17 protein-coding genes are annotated in these 16752 nt (G+C 71.0%); 13 read left to right on the top strand and 4 right to left on the bottom strand.

From position 1 onward, the window contains the following. Positions 1–109 precede the first annotated feature (109 nt). The 5 genes from ACZ43N_RS40140 (at position 110) to ACZ43N_RS40160 (ending at position 4106) form a co-directional block, all read left to right on the top strand. Positions 110–2392, top strand: coding sequence for an ATP-dependent DNA helicase UvrD2 (locus ACZ43N_RS40140; protein WP_468104457.1), 2283 nt, complete (start codon positions 110–112; stop codon positions 2390–2392). 163 nt (positions 2393–2555) lie between these two features. Further along, positions 2556–2879 (top strand): hypothetical protein, encoded by a 324-nt coding sequence (locus tag ACZ43N_RS40145; RefSeq protein ID WP_468104459.1) that lies wholly within the window; start codon positions 2556–2558, stop codon positions 2877–2879. A 175-nt stretch (positions 2880–3054) separates the two neighbouring features. Then, positions 3055–3423, top strand: a complete 369-nt coding sequence (locus tag ACZ43N_RS40150; protein ID WP_055538974.1) for a WhiB family transcriptional regulator — start codon at positions 3055–3057, stop codon at positions 3421–3423. Further along, positions 3420–3743, top strand: coding sequence for a hypothetical protein (locus tag ACZ43N_RS40155; RefSeq protein WP_468104461.1), 324 nt, complete (start codon positions 3420–3422; stop codon positions 3741–3743). Before ACZ43N_RS40150 ends, ACZ43N_RS40155 begins: the two co-directional genes overlap by 4 nt. Before the next feature lie 153 nt (positions 3744–3896). Next, on the top strand, positions 3897–4106 hold the full coding sequence (locus tag ACZ43N_RS40160; RefSeq protein WP_468104463.1) for a hypothetical protein: 210 nt from the start codon (positions 3897–3899) through the stop codon (positions 4104–4106). 140 nt (positions 4107–4246) lie between these two features. Here the strand turns inward: ACZ43N_RS40160 and ACZ43N_RS40165 are convergent, their stop codons facing one another. Next, positions 4247–5599 carry an ABC1 kinase family protein gene (locus ACZ43N_RS40165; protein WP_468104464.1) on the bottom strand — a complete coding sequence of 451 codons (1353 nt, stop codon included), beginning with the start codon at positions 5597–5599 and terminating at the stop codon, positions 4247–4249. Then, positions 5592–6857 (bottom strand): TOMM precursor leader peptide-binding protein, encoded by a 1266-nt coding sequence (locus ACZ43N_RS40170; protein ID WP_468104466.1) that lies wholly within the window; start codon positions 6855–6857, stop codon positions 5592–5594. Before ACZ43N_RS40170 ends, ACZ43N_RS40165 begins: the two co-directional genes overlap by 8 nt. 218 nt (positions 6858–7075) lie before the next feature. Here ACZ43N_RS40170 and ACZ43N_RS40175 point away from each other — a divergent pair, with 218 nt between their 5' ends. The 4 genes from ACZ43N_RS40175 to ACZ43N_RS40190 all read left to right on the top strand — a co-directional run bounded on the left by ACZ43N_RS40175 (position 7076) and on the right by ACZ43N_RS40190 (position 11043). Next, positions 7076–7672 carry a M48 metallopeptidase family protein gene (locus ACZ43N_RS40175; protein WP_468104467.1) on the top strand — a complete coding sequence of 199 codons (597 nt, stop codon included), beginning with the start codon at positions 7076–7078 and terminating at the stop codon, positions 7670–7672. A gap of 300 nt (positions 7673–7972) precedes the next feature. Then, positions 7973–9577 (top strand): TerD family protein, encoded by a 1605-nt coding sequence (locus ACZ43N_RS40180; RefSeq protein WP_468104469.1) that lies wholly within the window; start codon positions 7973–7975, stop codon positions 9575–9577. Between the two features lie 8 nt (positions 9578–9585). Further along, positions 9586–10263, top strand: a complete 678-nt coding sequence (locus ACZ43N_RS40185; RefSeq protein ID WP_468104471.1) for an AIM24 family protein — start codon at positions 9586–9588, stop codon at positions 10261–10263. A 27-nt stretch (positions 10264–10290) separates the two neighbouring features. After that, positions 10291–11043 (top strand): AIM24 family protein, encoded by a 753-nt coding sequence (locus tag ACZ43N_RS40190; RefSeq protein WP_468074637.1) that lies wholly within the window; start codon positions 10291–10293, stop codon positions 11041–11043. A 199-nt stretch (positions 11044–11242) separates the two neighbouring features. Here ACZ43N_RS40190 and ACZ43N_RS40195 read toward each other — a convergent pair whose 3' ends face one another. Both ACZ43N_RS40195 and ACZ43N_RS40200 read right to left on the bottom strand, forming a co-directional pair. Further along, on the bottom strand, positions 11243–11764 hold the full coding sequence (locus tag ACZ43N_RS40195) for an NUDIX hydrolase (RefSeq protein WP_468104473.1): 522 nt from the start codon (positions 11762–11764) through the stop codon (positions 11243–11245). Then, positions 11761–13176 (bottom strand): zinc-dependent metalloprotease, encoded by a 1416-nt coding sequence (locus ACZ43N_RS40200; protein WP_468104474.1) that lies wholly within the window; start codon positions 13174–13176, stop codon positions 11761–11763. Before ACZ43N_RS40200 ends, ACZ43N_RS40195 begins: the two co-directional genes overlap by 4 nt. Before the next feature lie 189 nt (positions 13177–13365). Here ACZ43N_RS40200 and ACZ43N_RS40205 point away from each other — a divergent pair, with 189 nt between their 5' ends. The 4 genes from ACZ43N_RS40205 to ACZ43N_RS40220 all read left to right on the top strand — a co-directional run bounded on the left by ACZ43N_RS40205 (position 13366) and on the right by ACZ43N_RS40220 (position 16699). Next, entirely contained in the window at positions 13366–14478 is a 1113-nt protein-coding gene (locus ACZ43N_RS40205) for an SDR family oxidoreductase (RefSeq protein ID WP_468104476.1), read from the top strand. A gap of 174 nt (positions 14479–14652) precedes the next feature. Next, positions 14653–15114: a molybdenum cofactor biosynthesis protein MoaE gene (locus ACZ43N_RS40210; RefSeq protein ID WP_468104477.1), complete on the top strand. Its 462-nt coding sequence runs from the start codon at positions 14653–14655 to the stop codon at positions 15112–15114. A 249-nt stretch (positions 15115–15363) separates the two neighbouring features. Beyond that, on the top strand, positions 15364–15528 hold the full coding sequence (locus ACZ43N_RS40215; RefSeq protein ID WP_468104478.1) for a hypothetical protein: 165 nt from the start codon (positions 15364–15366) through the stop codon (positions 15526–15528). 73 nt (positions 15529–15601) lie between these two features. Further along, complete coding sequence (locus ACZ43N_RS40220) at positions 15602–16699, top strand: YlbL family protein (RefSeq protein ID WP_468104479.1); 1098 nt, start codon at positions 15602–15604, stop codon at positions 16697–16699. The last annotated feature ends 53 nt before the right edge of the window (positions 16700–16752 follow it).

Genomic DNA, 16752 nt, shown 5'->3' on the forward strand with positions numbered 1-16752 from the left:
GCCATTCCCCGGGGCAGGGTGGCGTCCACCACCACGCCGCCCTCCGGCCGACACCGGCACGACACGGGGACGCCCGCGGCATGAGCCTGCCGCACTAATACGACTGCGGGTGCCTGCCTGTGGACAACCGGCTCGGCCGTCTCCGGGGACCTGGCAGCATGGCCGTGTGACAGCAGCAACGCACTCCACCCTCTTCCCGCGGGTCCCCGACTCGGCCGACGCGGTGCTCGAAGGGCTCGACCCCGAGCAGCGCGCGGTGGCCACCGCCCTGCACGGGCCGGTGTGCGTCCTTGCGGGAGCGGGCACGGGTAAGACCCGCGCCATCACCCACCGCATCGCCTACGGCGTGCGAGCGGGCATACTCCAGCCCGCCAGCGTGCTCGCCGTCACCTTCACCAGCCGTGCCGCCGGCGAGATGCGCGGCCGCCTCCGCCAGCTCGGCGCCTCCGGGGTCCAGGCCCGCACATTCCACTCCGCGGCCCTGCGCCAGCTCCAGTACTTCTGGCCGAAGGCCGTCGGCGGCGGGATGCCCAGGATCGTCGACCGCAAGATTCCCCTCGTCGCGGACGCGGCGGCCGCCTGCCGCATCCGTCTCGATCGCAACGAACTACGGGACGCCGCCGCCGAGATCGAATGGTCCAAGGTCACCCAGACCGTCCCCGCCGACTACGCCGCCGCGGCTGCCAAGCACGGTCGTGAGACCCCCCGCGACCCGGCGGAGATCGCCCAGCTCTACGCCACCTACGAGGACCTCAAGCGCGAGCGCGCGGTGATCGACTTCGAGGACGTCCTGCTGCTCACGGTCGGCATCCTCCAGGACCGGCACGACATCGCCGAGCAGGTCCGCTCCCAGTACCAGCACTTCGTGGTCGACGAGTACCAGGACGTCAGCCCCCTCCAGCAGCGCCTCCTGGAACTGTGGCTCGGCGACCGGGACGACCTCTGCGTCGTCGGTGACGCCAGCCAGACGATCTATTCGTTCACGGGCGCAACCCCCGACCATCTGCTCGACTTCCGCCTCCGCCACCCCGGGGCCACCGTCGTCAAGCTCGTCCGCGACTACCGCTCCACACCCCAGGTCGTCCACCTCGCCAACGGCCTCCTCTCCCAGGCCCGCGGCCGCGCCGCCGACCACCGCCTGGAGCTGATCTCGCAACGCCCCCCGGGCCCCGAACCCCGCTACACCGAATACGTGGACGAGCCCGCCGAGGCGGAGGGCGCCGCCCGCCGCATCCGGGGTCTCATCGACTCCGGGGTCCCGGCGAGCGAGATCGCCATCCTGTTCCGCACGAACTCCCAGTCCGAGACCTACGAGCAGGCCCTCGCCGACGCAGGGGTGCCCTATCAGCTGCGCGGCGCCGAGCGGTTCTTCGACCGCCCGGAGGTGCGCAAGGCGGGGTCCGCCCTGCGAGCCGCGGCCCGGTTCGGCGGCAACGACAGCCTCCTGGAGGACGCCGTAGACCTTCCCTCACAGGTACGGGCCGTGCTGTCCGGCGAGGGCTGGGCCGGCGAACCACCGGCGGGTTCCGGAGCGGTCAGGGAACGCTGGGAGTCACTGGCGGCCCTGGTGAACCTGGCGCAGGACTTCGCCGCGGCCAAGCCGGACGCCACCCTCGGCGACCTGGTGGCGGAACTGGACGAACGGGCGAGCGCCCAGCACGCCCCGACCGTCCAGGGCGTCACCCTCGCCTCCCTGCACTCCGCCAAGGGCCTGGAGTGGGATGTTGTCTTCCTGGTCGGTGTCGCCGAGGGCATGATGCCGATCACCTACGCCAGAACGGACGAGCAGATCGAGGAGGAGAGACGACTCCTCTATGTCGGCGTCACCCGGGCCCGGCAGCAGCTCTCCGTCTCCTGGGCCCTCTCCCGTACGCCCGGCAGCCGCCCGAACCGGCGCCCCAGCCGCTTCCTCGACGGACTGCGCCCCGGCTCGACCGCCACCGGGGGCCGCACCGGCCCGAGCGCCTCCGGCGGGGTCGAGCCGGGCTCGCCGGGCCACCGCCCCGGCGCCTTCTCGGTCGGCGGCGGCAACGGACCGGTCGCACGCCGCACCAGTCGGACCCCCGCCCGCTGCCGGGTCTGCGGCCGCAGCCTGCGCGAGGCGGGCGAGATGAAGCTGATGCGCTGCGAGGACTGCCCCTCCGACATGGACGAGGGCCTCTACGAGCGACTCCGGGAGTGGCGGGCCGTCCAGGCCCGGCGCAGCGGGCAGCCCGACTTCTGCGTCTTCACCGACCGGACCCTGATGGCCATCGCGGAAGCGGGGCCGAGCACTCCGGTGGAACTGGGTCGCATCCCCGGTGTCATCGCCCGTAAGCTCCAGCGGTACGGCGCCGATGTTCTCGACATCTGCGCAGGTCGGGAACCCCTGGGCGAGGACGAGAGTGACTGATACCAACTCGTCGAAAAAATAGTTTGCGCATGCCCCAGCAATCCCCATAGGTTCTTAGGCACGGGAACAGCGGCCTTCTCCAAGGCCCTGGTTTCGTGGTGTACTTCATATCCGTCGGATCGGTTCACACCGGTCCCGTAGACGCCGAGAGGAGGCGAGTCCAGTGATCAGCATCAACACCAGCTTCATCAGCCCGGTCAAAATGACCGATCGCTCGGCCGTCTCCACGTGCATGCTCGGCGCCTCGAACCTGGGCACCGGTCTGTCCGCCATCCGTGGCGGTCGTCCGGCGTCCTCCGTGTCTCCTGCGGGTCTTCCCGTCAGCGAGCGCAATGAGCGACCGACCAAGGCACTGGAAGCAGCAGTAGCGGCACAGGCGCAGGCCTATGCCTTTGCGGCGGCCGGTGCCGGATTCCGGAAGCAGACGACGCAGCACCACCTGATGTGGGCCTTCCGTGGGCCTGAACCCTGGAGCGATCCAGCCTGATCGACGATCAGGCCGGCGCCTTCAGGGCCGCGGAACCCCACCCGGGATCCGCGGCCCTTCTGTTTGTCCCCGACCGGGGGCTGCAGAACGAAGGGGCCTCGGGACAAGAAAAGAACCCGGTACCAGCCGCCACCCGGCCCACCCGGCCGGAACGACCAGACGAGGAAGACGAACCGTGCAACTCGAAGCGCACGCCCCGTCCGTACCGCCTTCCGAAACGATCCCCCCGCCCCGCCTCACGGAGGACTCCACCTTGACCCCGCTCACTGCGCTCACCGCGCTCGACGACGCCATCGAGAACCTGGGTGTACCCGTCCCCTGCCGCTCCTACGACCCGGAGGTCTTCTTCGCCGAGTCGCCGGCCGACGTCGAGTACGCCAAGTCCCTCTGCCGCACCTGCCCGCTGATGGAGGCCTGCCTCGCCGGCGCCAAGGAGCGGCGTGAGCCTTGGGGCGTCTGGGGTGGCGAGCTCTTCGTCCAGGGTGTCGTCGTTGCCCGCAAGCGGCCTCGTGGTCGCCCGCGCAAGAACCCGGTCACGGCATGAACATCACCGGAACGATCGACCGCCCCCTCACGCACGACCCCAAGAAGCAGGCCCCGATGAAGCCGTCCACGAGCGAGCCCGCAGGCTCCGCGATCCCAGACTTCACCCCCACCGGCGCGAACGCCTCGCGTCAGAACAGGACCCGAGAAATGCATCTCATGCCAGAAGCCCTGGCTCGTGCGCATATGCACGACCGCCTGCACCATGCCGAGCAGGAGCGCCGGGCCGTGCGCCTGGCGGTCGCCCGCCGGATGCAGCGCCGGGCCGAGCGCGCGTCGATGCGTGCCCGCCGTGCGCTCGCCATGGCGGTCATGCAGTAGCCGCGACGCGGCCACCGGCATGAACCGGCCGAGCCAGGCACATCATCACCACCACCTCTGACGGTGGCTCCTCGCGGGGGCCGGTCCGAACGGACCGGCCCCCGCGCTGCGTTGCGAGCACCGATCCGCCGGGCACGGAGTTATCGTCGCCCGGTGACGAGTATTCCCGGGGGCAGCGACGACAGCGGCTTCGCCGCAGGACCCCAGACCCTCGTGTGCGCCGGCTGCGGTGCCACCACCGAGGCTCCCCAGCCCCTGTGGACCTGTTCCGTGGAGAACGGCCGTCGGCACTACTTCTGCGAGACCTGCGCCCGGGAGAACCTCCGCGCGATCGAGGGCCGTTTGGACTCGGCCTGGTGGTGAGCCGGACACAGCGGGGCGGGCCGAGCCCGGGGCGGCGCGGCACCGGCTCCCCCGGGCGAGTCCCGCGGTGTCGGCGAAGCCGTGTCCTGACCTGCTCCGGACTGCTTCGCCGAGACCGAGATGGCCGACCGACGACCGGCTCACGCCCCCGTGGCTGACTCGGGCTCCTCGTCCGCCATGAAGCCCGGCAGCCACTCCTCCAGTTCGTCGCGCATACGGACCGTCGCACCCAGCTGGCACAGCACGCCGATGGTGCTCAGGGTCACCCGGTGAATGAGCAGGTAGGACGGGGGCAGGTTGAGCTGCTTGCCCAACTGGTGGGCGGGGGAGCGGGGGTCGGCTATACGAGCGGCCTGGCTGCGCATCCAGCCTCGGGCGAAGGTGAACTCGTCCGCCCGGGCCGGTTCGATGATCGGGAGCAGATAGTCGAGGACCGCGTCCGGGTCCAGAGCGATCGACTCCTTGACGAAGCCCTCCGCGCACAGCATCTCGTAGACGGCCTCGGCCTCACCCTCGATGGTCAGGCGCAGGGCGTCGCCGATCGGTGTGGGCAGGCCGCCCGGCAGCCGGTCCACCGTGCCGAAGTCGAGGACGCCGAGGCGCCAGCCGACCTTCTCGTCCGGCAGGAGGCGGAAGTTCCCGGGGTGGGGGTCGGCGTGCAGAAGACCGGTGCGGGCCGGGCCCGAGAAGAGGAAGCGCGTCAGCAGCTGACCCGCTCGGTCGCGCTGCTCCTGGGTACCGTCAGTGATCACCTCGGAGAGAGGCGTGCCGTCCATCCACTCGGTGACGAGGACCTGGTCGCACTGGTGCACCACGGCCGGGACCACGACATCCGGGTCGTCGGCGAACTCCTGCGCGTGCGCCTGCTGGGCCTGCGCCTCCAGACCGTAGTCGAGCTCCTCGGAGACACGGTCCCGCAGCTCCGCGATAAGCGGCTTGATGTCCATCCCGGGGACCAGCGGTCCCAGCAGGCGGGCGAACCGGCTGAGCTGCCCGAGGTCGGAGAGGAGGGCCTCGCCCGCACCCGGATACTGCACCTTGACCGCGACCGCACGCCCGTCGTGCCACACCGCGCGGTGGACCTGGCCGATCGAGGCCGCCGCGGCCGGCTTGTCCTCGAATTCGAGGAACAGCTCCTGCCAGTCCTCACCGATCCGCTCCCGCAGCACGGAGTGCACGGTGCGGGTCGGCATCGGCGGAGCAGCGTCCTGGAGCTTGGTCAGCGCGGCGCGGTAGGGGCCCGCGACCTCCTCCGGGAGCGCCGACTCGAAGACGGACAGAGCCTGCCCGAACTTCATGGCGCCGCCCTTGAGCTCGCCCAGCACCTTGAACAGCTGCTCCGCGGTGCGCTGCTGGAGCTCACGGCCCACGAGCTCCGCCGACTCGCCGACGATCCGTTTGCCGAGGCCCCAGGTGGCCCGACCCGCGATGCCGAGCGGGAGCGCGGCGAGCTTGGCGGTCCGGGTGACCGCCTTCCGGGGAAGATCAGACATGCGCCCTCCAAGTCCCAGCCGGCCGTGCCGCGTACGCCTTGCGGGACAACCTCGTTGACCGCTGATGCTCCGCCATTGTCTCGCGCTGTTCCCCTTCTTTTGGGGTGTGTTCCCCGTTACCTTTCTCGCTCGGGTCATTCTCCGCCGCCCCGCAGGGGCAACCGGGATGGGACCACACCGGGCGCGAGTGCCAGTCGAGCCCCGGTAGAGAGGCCTCCCAGCGGGCACCCGCGCTGGACGGCGTCTGTCCGTCGAGGAAGGAGAGGGCGTGCCCCGCGGCCAGCGCTGCGACCGCTGTGGCCAGCGCCATGTCGCAGGCCTCGACCTGACGTGGGCGACCGGAGCGCCACTGTGCGACCAGACGCGGCCAGCTCTCGTCGCGGTCCGCGCGCCTCCGCTCCAGGCAGCCCGCGCAGCCCGTCTCACCGGGCAGGACCAGGGGACCCACGACACCGGTGCCCTCGACGACGCCCACGTAGAGATGGGGTGTTCCGGAGGCGATGAGCGGCTCCGCGGCGGCGGGCCTGGGGGCCTGGACGTCGACGGCGTCGCGTGGGGCGAGGATCACCAGGGAGAAGCCGGGCTCGTCGCGGAGGCGGTGCGGCGGCATCTCCTCGGCCGGGTCCGTGGTGGATTGCGGCCCGCCGCGGCGCCGGGGCGGCCGGCCGGGGGCCGCGTGTCGGGCGGCCCGGCGCGCCGCGACATCCCTGCCCTCGCCGATCGACTCGACCGGCAGGCCGCCCGGCGCCACATCCCACGGCTCGACCCGCCCGACGTCGCGCACATCGACCTCGCCGACGCCCGCCCCCGACAGCAGACAGGCGAGCACCGCGCCCACCCGGCCCGCGCCCCGTACCTGCACTCTCAGTGAGCGGCGGGCGGCCAGGTGCCGCAGGGCGTCGCCGGGGGTGGGGGTGGTCAGAGAGAGCGTGGCGGCGTCGGGCCGCAGCCGGTCCAGGACCTCGGGCTTGCCCCGCAGGGCGTCCGCGGCCGGGCCGCCGCCGGTGGCGTCGTCCAGCAGGCCGGACGCGGCAAGCCGGTCCACCAGTCCGTCCACATGGCCGTCGGGCAGGCCCATCGAGCGCCCCTCCTCGCGCAGGAGCGGCAGGCCGCGTGTTCCATCGAGGAGGTCGAGGAAACTGCCCGTCGCCGTGTCCATCGGCCCCAGGACCATGGCGTGCGCCGGTGCGAGACCGAACTGCACGGTATTGAGATCCCGCCAACCGCGCCGGAGCGCGGGCTTCACCATCGGATGCATGATCGGCCCCCGTAGCCAGAAGAAGATCCCCATGTGCCGGCGAGGCGAGTGCCTGGAGCGCCGACGGGTGCCAGCATGCACGGACCGCGACGATGCGCGTCGAGAGTTGTCCACAGGCGACGGCGTTCGTCGTACAAATCAGGCGCTCGGAGTGCGGATCGATATCGAACCGTCCCGGAGGCGGGACTTCCCCCGTGTGCAGCGGGTAACGTCGGGGCGTGCCCGCCGACCCACTGCACCGCGCCGGAAAGCCACAGCGCAGCACGACGAGCCAGCCGCCAAGCGGCTCGGGGGCGAGCGCGATCGAGGTCCGCAGGAGCGCCCGACGGCGCAGAACCGTCTCCGCGTACCGAGAGGGCGATCGCACCGTCGTACTGATCCCCGCCCGGATGTCCGAGGCGGAGGAGCAACGCTGGGTGACCGTCATGCTCGACAAGCTGGCCGCGCAGGAAAGCAGACGGCTCCTCGGCGACACGGAACTGGCCGAGCGAGCCGCCCGCCTGTCGGACCAGTACTTCGGCGGGCGGGCCCGGCCCACCTCCGTCCGCTGGGTCACCAACCAGAACACCCGCTGGGGCTCGTGCACCCCCGCCGAGGGCAGCATCCGGCTCTCGCACCGTCTGCAGGGCATGCCCGAGTACGTCGTCGACTACGTCCTCCTCCACGAACTCGCACACCTGCTCGTACCGGGTCACGGGCCACGCTTCTGGCGCCTGCTGGAGGCCTACCCGCGCACGGAGCGTGCTCGCGGGTACCTCGAAGGAGTGGTCGCCGCCGACCGGCTGCCGCATCTCCCCGCGGCCGACGACGAGTGACTCCGCCTCGGGAACGCCCCCCGCGGCGGCGGATTCCGCGCTCAGCGGACCCCCGTGCGGCGAGCGGCCCCGCTTCCGGGACGACCGCTGACGTGCCCGCGCCTCCAGGGACGCCACCGCACCCGCGGGTGGCCTGAAGGGCACTTCACGTGCGCGTGGACGTTTCCCGGCACGGTGGCTCGAAGAGGCACTTTTGTAGCGGCTCTGTACCAGCCTCGTACGGTCTCGGACTTTGCGGTTAGCCTGGCGCGACGCACTCGCAGGCGCACTCACTTTCGGGATGGGGGACGGTCGTTACGCATGGCCAGGGAATTCCAGCGCGGCCACAAGGCCAAGATCAGTGACCTCACCGCGGGTACAGATCTGTACGTAGGCGTACAGATCTCCGCCCCCGGATTGACCTTCGACATCAGCTGCTTCGGTCTGGACGCCGACGAACGTCTCTCGGACGACCGTTACTTCGTCTTCTTCAACCAGCCGAAGAGTCCCGAGGAAGCCATCCAGCTCCTGGGCGCCCAGTCGGGCGACACGGAATCCTTCCGGGTCACGCTCGACAGGATCCCGCCACAGATCCAGAAGCTGTCGTTCACGGCGACGATCGACGGCAATGGCCAGATGTCGCAGATCTCCCCCGGCTACATCCGCATCGTCGCGGGCGGCGAGGAGGTGGCCCGGTACCCGTTCGACGGCTCGGAGTTCTCCACCGAGCGCGCCGTGATGCTGGGCGACTTCTACCTGAAGGACGTCTGGCGGTTCGCCGCCGTCGGCCAGGGCTTCGACGGCGGCCTCGACGCGCTGCTGAAGAACTTCGGCGGCGAGGTCGCCGAGGAGGAGCCGGCCGCCGCGCCCCAGCAGCCGCAGACGGACCCGGCTCCCGGCTTCGCCCCGCCTGCGTTCGGCGCCCCCGCCGCGCCGGCCCCGGCCCCGTCCCAGGGATACGCGCCCCCGGCGCCCTCACCCTCCGTGCACGCCGCTCCGACGATCGCCGCGCCGCTCCACACGCCGCCAGGCGGCACCGTCCCGCCGCCGGCCGCACCGCCGGGCGGGCCCTTCACTCCGCCCGGTGCCCCGCCGCAGGGCGGCCCGTTCACCCCTCCGGGCGCACCGCCGCAGGGCGGACCCTTCACGCCGCCGCCCGGCGCGGCACCTCAGGGCGGCCCGTTCACACCGCCGGGCGCCCCCGCGGCCTTCCCCGGGCAAGGGCAGCCGTTCGGCGGCGGCACACAGCTCGCCCCCGTGCCCCCGGACGCCGGACTCCGCGTCGTGCTGACGAAGTACTCCGAGGCACCCGTCGGTGACCGCTGGACCGAGCAGAACCCGCAGATGGTGCGGGCCACCCTCACCAAGGGCGCCAACATCCTCGCAAAGCAGGGCAGCATGGTCGCCTACCAGGGCGACATCGACTTCGCCCACAAGGGGTCCGGCCTGCTCGGCAAGTTGACGGGACAGCTCACCGGACAGGGCATGGCCCTGATGCGCTGTTCCGGCGACGGCGAGGTGTTCCTCGCCGACGAGGGCAGCAGGCTCTTCGTCATCCGCCTCCAGAACGAGCAGCTCTACACCAGCGCGCGCGGCGTCCTCGCCTTCGACGAGGCGCTGGACACCGAGATCCGCCGCATCGAGGGCGCCGGTCTGCCCGGCGGCGGACTGTTCAGCATGCTCTTCTCCGGCACGGGAGCGGTCGTCGTCAAGACGCGCGGCGTCCCCGTCGTGCTTCCCGTCGGCCCGGCCACCTATGTCGACGGCAACGCCGTCATCGCCTGGTCCGCCGGTGCGCAGGCCGTCACCACGACCTCGCTGAGGCTGCGCCGCTCCGGGTACGCCCGGCAGACCCAGGAGGCGATCAACCTCCAGTTCCGCGGTGCCCCCGGCAACTTCGTCGTCGTCCAGCCCTTCGAGGTGTGAGGCAGAGCATGGACCTCCAGACACTCAACGCGCACCGCTCCGCGGCCACCGGCGTCCGGATGAGCGTGCACAGCTCCAAGACGCTCAAGGTCACCATGGTCACCGGGCAGGATCTCCTGGCGAAGGCCGGCTCGATGATCGCGTACGACGGGTTCGTGCAGTTCGACGCCGCGCCCGCCTCGCTGCGCCGCAGCGCCGAGGAGATGGTCACCGGAGAGGGCGGCAAACTGATGCTCTGCCGCGGCGACGGCGACCTCTACCTCGCCGACTACGGCGGTGACGTCCTCATCGTCCACCTGAACAACGAGGCGCTGTCCGTCAACGGTCCCACCCTGCTGGCCTGCGACGCCTCCCTCCAGCTGAGCATCGAACCGGTCAAGGGCCTCGCCAAGCTCTCCGGCTCCGGCCTGACCAACCTGGTCATCCGGGGCACCGGGTGGGTCGCCCTGGTCAGCCGGGGCGTGCCGATCTCCCTCGACTGCGCCGAACGGGAGACGTACGTCGACCCGGACGCGCTGATCGCCTGGACCGACGGCCTCGACATGAAGGCCCGCCGCACCATCAAGGCCGGCGCGCTCATCGGCCGGGGCAGCGGAGAGGCCTTCCAGATCGGGTTCAAGGGGCAGGGCTTCGTGGTCGTCCAGCCCAGCGAGGACACCGGTGACCGTTTCAAGGTCCGTGGCTGACCGGGGCCGAGAGGAGAACAGCACACCATGCACAGCACACTCTTCGCGCACATCCCGGTGGAGCACACCGAGCGCTACACGCTGCAGAACCCGCAGCTGCTCAAGACGGACGTCACCATCGGCAGCAGCCCCGTCCTGGCCCGCCAGGGCGCCATGGTCGCTTTCGAGGGGCAGGTCGAGTTCGACAGCCAGTACCGCAACCGCAGCTGGCGCAACGCCGAGCGGATGACCGGTGAGCGTCTGGAACTCATGCGCTGCAAGGGCAACGGGATCGTGTATCTCGCCAACTTCGCGCAGTACCTGCACATCATGGACGTCGGCCGCGGCATCACGGTGGACTCCTCCGCGGTCCTGGCGTTCGACGGCTCCCTCAACGTCGGCATCGTCGCCGTGGACAGCGCCGTCGAGGTCGCCTCGGCGGGGGCGTACAACCTGGAGCTGTCCGGCGGCGGCAAGGTCGTCCTGATGACCTCGGGTGAGCCGCTGGCGCTCGAAGTGACCCCCGAGAAGAACATCTGTGTCGACTCGGACGCCGTCATCGCCTGGTCCACCTCGCTGCGCACCCAGCTCCAGGCGCCGACCTCGACATCCGCCGTGTGGCGCCGTCGGGGCTCCACCGGTGAGGGCTGGGAGATGCACTTCTCCGGCAGCGGGCACGTCCTGGTGCAGCCGAGCGAGCTGCTGCCGCCGCAGCACGTCCGTACGTCCGGGGTGCTCGGTCAGTTCGGCATGGGCGCGGGCGGCCTGAGCGGGAACAACCTCGGGGGCAGCCGCAACTGATCGCCGCGTCGGGCAGCCGAGAGACGCGTAAGGGGCGACCGCCATGGCGGTCGCCCCTTACGGCTTGCTTCCCCCCGGCGGGGGCCTTCCCAGAGCCCGGCGACTCCACTCCGCCCCACCGCCGACACCACCCGGAAGAGCGAGGTCGCCCCACGCCCTCACATGCTGAGGGCCGAGCCGTGCCCGGCCTGGCGCACGGTCACAGCCGCGCTCGCGTCGCCTCCAGCAGCCGTACGACCGACTTGTCCGCCACGTCCGCCACCTCGGCGTACGGGAACCAGCGCACGTCGAGCGACTCGTCGCTGACCAGGTGTTCGGCGTCCGGGGGCGCCAGCACCGCGTACTGGACGTCGTAGTGCCAGTGGCAGGGCGGCGGGATCGGGTGGCGGTCCAGGCGCACCGGTCCGCCCGGGAGCAGGGTCAGGCCGGTGACGCCGGACTCCTCCGTCGCCTCGCGCAGGGCGGCGGCCGCGAGGCTGGTGTCCCCGGGCTCGCAATGTCCCCCCATCTGGAGCCACATGCGCAGCTTCCTGTGGAGCGTCAGGAGGACCCGCCCGCGCTCGGGGTCGATCACCAGGCCGCTCGCCGTGATGTGCCCTGCCTCGCAGGCCTTCCAGATGCCGTCCGGGTGCTCGGCCAGATGGTCGAGGTAGGCCTGGCGCAGCGCCGGCTGGTCCTCGTAGCCCTTCAGTACGAGGACCGCGTCGTCGTACAGGATCACTCGGTGTCGTCGTCCTTCTTCTTCGGCTCCGGCTTCTCGTCGGAACCGGACGCGGCCTCGCCGAGCATCTTGTCCAGTTCCGAGAAGTCCAGCTGCTCGCGGTGGACGAAGCCGTCGGGGTCGTCCAGGTCGGAGGCGTTGGGCAGCATGTCCGGGTGTGCCCACAGGGCGTCCCGGCCGTCGACGCCGCGCGCGTCCGTGAGGGAGGCCCACAGGCGGGAGGCGTCGCGCAGTCGGCGGGGACGCAGCTCCAGGCCGATCAGCGTGGCGAACGTCTGCTCGGCCGGGCCACCCGTGGCGCGGCGGCGGCGCAGGGTCTCGCGCAGCGCGTCGGCGGAGGACAGGCGCGGCTTGGCAGCGGCGTGCACCACCGCGTCCACCCAGCCCTCCACGAGCGCCAGAGCCGTCTCCAGACGAGCCAGAGCGGCCTTCTGCTCCGGCGTGTCCTCCGGCTGGAACATGCCCTGCTGAAGCGCCTGCTGCAGTTCCTCGGGGTTCTGCGGGTCGAACTGGCCGACCACGTCCTCCAGCTTGGCCGTGTCGACCTTGATCCCGCGCGCATAGCCCTCGACCGCGCCGAACAGGTGCGAGCGCAGCCACGGCACATGGGCGAAGAGCCGCTGGTGGGCGGCCTCACGCAGCGCCAGGTAGAGCCGCACCTCGTCCTGGCCGATGCCCAGGTCCTTGCCGAACGCCTCCACGTTGACCGGCAGGAGGGCGGCCTTGCCGGCCGGACCGAGGGGCAGGCCGACGTCGGTCGAGCCGACGACCTCGCCCGCGAGCACCCCCACGGCCTGCCCGATCTGCTGGCCGAACATGGCTCCGCCCATCGACTTCATCATGCCGATCAGCGGGCCCGCCATGGCCTGCATCTCCTCCGGCAGGATGTCGCCCATGGCGCCGCCGACGCGCTCGGCCACCGGGTCGACGAGCTCCTTCCAGGCGGGCAGGGTCGCCTCCACCCATTCCGCGCGGCTCCACGCCACCGCGGATCCGGCACCCGACGGCAGGGACGTCGCGTCGTCCAGCCACAGGTCTGCCAGGCGGACGGCCTCCTGGACGGCGGTGCGCTCGGCGGGGCCGACGCTGGAGTCCTTGGTGCCGTCTGCGGTGCCCTGGGACACCGTCTGACGGGCGATCTGCTTGGCCATGTCCCAGTTCACCGGGCCGCCCTCGTACGAGAGCATCTGGCCCAGCTGCTGGAAGGCGGCGCCCAGGTCGGTGGGGTTCATGGAACCGAACATCGCGGCGAACGGATTGTCGGCACCGGAGCCGCCGGCACCGGGGAAGCCGAAGCCGAACGGGTTGGCAGGCCCCTGACCACCACCGCTCTGCTGGTCCTTCTTCTTGCCCTCGTCGCCGTCGTCCGGCTCCTCCGGCGGAAGGCCGAATCCGAATGGGGTGTCACTCACGGGATTCCTCGGCTGGTAGGGCCGTCGGTTCCACCGACGGCACGGCTGCCCGAACACCACCCAGCGTAGACACCGCGGCGCGTTCGGGCCTCGGTGCTCCGCCGACTGAAGGCCTGCGGCAGGATGGATGCCACCTGGTACGTACGCGTCACCCGCGTTCGTACTGAAGACAACCGCTGGAGACGCCCGGTGAGTTCCCCAGATCCGCAGGTTCGCGCAGCGCGAAACCACTCAACCAGCTCTGCCGCGCGCGGACCCGTCGTCGCGGTCACCGGCGCCGCGTCCGGTGTGGGCGCGCTGCTCACCGAGCGGCTCGCCGAGTCCGCAGAGATCCGGCAGGTCATCGCCATCGACGAGCGGCGCGGGGAGTGCTCGGCGGCCCAGTGGCACATCCTCGACGTACGGGACCCGGCGATCGCCGACAAGCTGCGCGGCGCGGACGTCGTGGTGCACCTCGCGGTCGACCTCGATCTGGGCACCGACCCGGCGGCACGCAGCGCGTACAACGTCCGGGGCACGCAGACCGTCCTCACCGCGGCGGCCGCGGCCGGGGTGCACCGTGTCGTGCTGTGCACGTCGGCCATGGTCTACGGGGCACTGCCCGACAACGAGCTGCCCCTCTCCGAGGACGCCGAACTGCGGGCGACCGCGGAGGCCACCGGGGTGGGCGACCTGCTGGAGATCGAGCGCCTCGCCCGCCGTGCGCCGCGCGCCCACCCGGGCCTCAATGTCACCGTCGTCCGGCCCGCCGTCCTCGTCGGCGGTACGGACACCGCGCTGACCAGGTATTTCGAGTCGCCTCGACTGCTGGTGGTGGCCGGGTCGCGGCCCGCCTGGCAGTTCTGTCACGTCGAGGACCTCTGCGGGGCGCTGGAGTACGCCGTCCAGGAGAAGGTCGACGGGGAGCTGGCCGTCGGGTGCGAGGGCTGGCTGGAGCAGGAGGAGGTCGAGGAGCTCAGCGGGATCCGGCGCATGGAGCTGCCGTCCGCGGTGGCTCTCGGAGCCGCGGCCCGGCTGCACCGGATCGGGCTCACCCCGTCGCCGGCCGGGGACCTGGCGTACACGATGTACCCCTGGGTGGTCAGCGGAAGCCGGTTGCACGAGGCCGGGTGGCGGCCGCAGTGGACGAACGAGGAAGTGCTCGCGGAACTGCTGGAGGAGGTGTCCGGGCGCCATACCGTGGCCGGGCGCCGGCTCGGCCGGAAGGACGCGACGGCGGCCGGCGCCGCGGGTGCGACGGTCGCGCTGCTGGGTACGGCGGCGCTGGTGCGGCGGGCTCGGAAGGCTCGACGGCGGCTGTGACGGTGCATGCGTCGCCGTGGGGCGACGGCGCCCCTGGGGGACTGCGATGCCCCCGTGGGGCGGCTGCCCTCTGTGGGACGTGACAGAACTCTGTAGGACGAGACAAGCACGTACGCGCGGGTGCCTGCTGATCCGACCATGTCGGGCGGGGGGCGGGTGGGGCACGATGGAGGTATGGCAGCGATGAACGATCACCCCGGTGAGCAGGGGGCCGACGAGCCCATCAAGCTGATCGGTGTCCGGGAGACCCCGCTCTCCGTGGACGAGGTCTTCCGGGCCGTCGGGGACGACGCCGCCGGGGGGACCGCGCTGTTCGTGGGGACCGTGCGGAACCACGACGGGGGAGCCGATGTCGACGAGCTCGGCTATTCGTGTCATCCGACCGCCGAGGCGGAGATGCGGCGGATCGCGGAGAAGGTGGTCGCCAGTTATCCGGTGCGGGCGCTCGCTGCCGTACACCGGGTGGGAAGTCTGAAGGTCGGGGATCTCGCCGTGGTCGTCGCCGTGTCGTGCCCGCACCGCGGTGAGGCCTTCGAGGCGTGCCGCAAGCTCATCGACGACCTGAAGCACGAGGTGCCCATCTGGAAGCACCAGAGGTTCTCCGACGGGACGGAGGAGTGGGTCGGGGCCTGCTGAGCATCGCCGGGAGCCTCCGAGGGCCTGGGAATGAGCCTCTGAGGGCGCGGGTCAGGAGTACCGGAACGCGATTGCCAGGAGCCCGGAACACCCTTGTCACAAGTCCCGGGGGACCGGGTGGCGTGACCGGGAGGGCCCCATTCCCGTTCCGGTTGCGTAACCCGCCCCCCAGCGTGAGCGTTGACGGTGCGGACGGATAATCTGCTGATCACTAAGTTGCGGTCGCGTGAATGGGGTTGGGAGGTCGGCATGGCGGCTCTCGCCTGGTTGCTGATTCCACTTGTGGCTGCGATCGGTGCCGGTCTGTGGGGCAGCTGGGCCAGTCGGCACCGCAAGAGCGTCGAGGACGGCACCGAGCTCGCCGGCTACACACGGTTCCGAGAGGCCATGGAGAGGTCCCACACGGGCGGTTGACACGACCGCTCACCGTCGCCCCGGACAGCGGCCCCGACAGTGCACTTACAGGCCTGTCCCGTACTGTCGTTCCATGCCACGCCGCACCGCGACGATGCTCGCTTCCACCCTGATGCTGATCGCGATCCTGTGCGCGGGAGTGCTCATTCCCGTGCCTTACTCGGAGATGTCACCGGGGCCGACGGTGAACACGCTGGGGAAGCACGACGGCGAGCCGGTGCTGCAGATCTCGGGACACAAGACGTATCCGACGACCGGGCATCTCAACATGACCACCGTCCGGGTCACGAGCGCCGACTACAAGATGAACCTCGTCGAGGCCGTCTACGGCTGGCTGGCACACGACAACAAGGTCGTCCCCCACGACACGCTGTACCCGGACGGCAAGACGGAGGAGCAGTCCACCCAGGAGAACGCCGAGGAGTTCAGCCAGTCCCAGGAGAGCGCCAAGGTCGCCGCCCTGAAGCAGCTGGACATCCCGGTGAAGTCCTGGGTGATCGTCTCCACCGTCGTCAAGGGCTCCCCGGCCGAGGGCAAGCTGCACGCCGGTGACGTGATCAAGTCCGTCGACGGTACGGCGATCAAGGCACCCGAGGACGTCGCGAAACAGGTCACCAAGCACAAGCCGGGCGAGGCCGTCGACTTCGTCATCGTGCCCGCCAAGGCACAGGCCGCCGCCGAGAAGAAGAACACGACGCCGACCGAGACCCGGAAGGTCACGATCACGACGGCCAAATCCGACGACTCGGGTGAGGAGCGGGCGATAGTCGGGATCTCCGCGGGGACCGACCACACGTTCCCGTTCACCATCGACATCAAACTCGCCGACGTCGGCGGCCCGAGCGCCGGACTGATGTTTGCCCTCGGCATCTACGACAAGCTGACGCCGGGCAATCTGACCGGCGGCAGGTTCGTGGCCGGCACCGGCACGATCGACGACAAGGGGAAGGTCGGCCCCATCGGCGGCATCGAGATGAAGACGGTGGGGGCGCGCGGCAAGGGCGCCCAGTACTTCCTGACGCCGAAGGACAATTGCGCCGCTGCCGCCAAGGACACTCCCGACGGACTCACCCTCGTCAAGGTCGACACCATCGAGGACGCCCTCGGCGCCCTGAAGGACATCCGCTCAGGAAACACGTCCGACCTGCCGAAGTGCTCCACCAAGGGCTGACGCCCACGGGTGCCGCCGCCGACGGCGTCCCAGCCGAGGTACCCGCGCGCGTG

This window comes from Streptomyces sp. NPDC030814 (assembly GCF_055572155.1).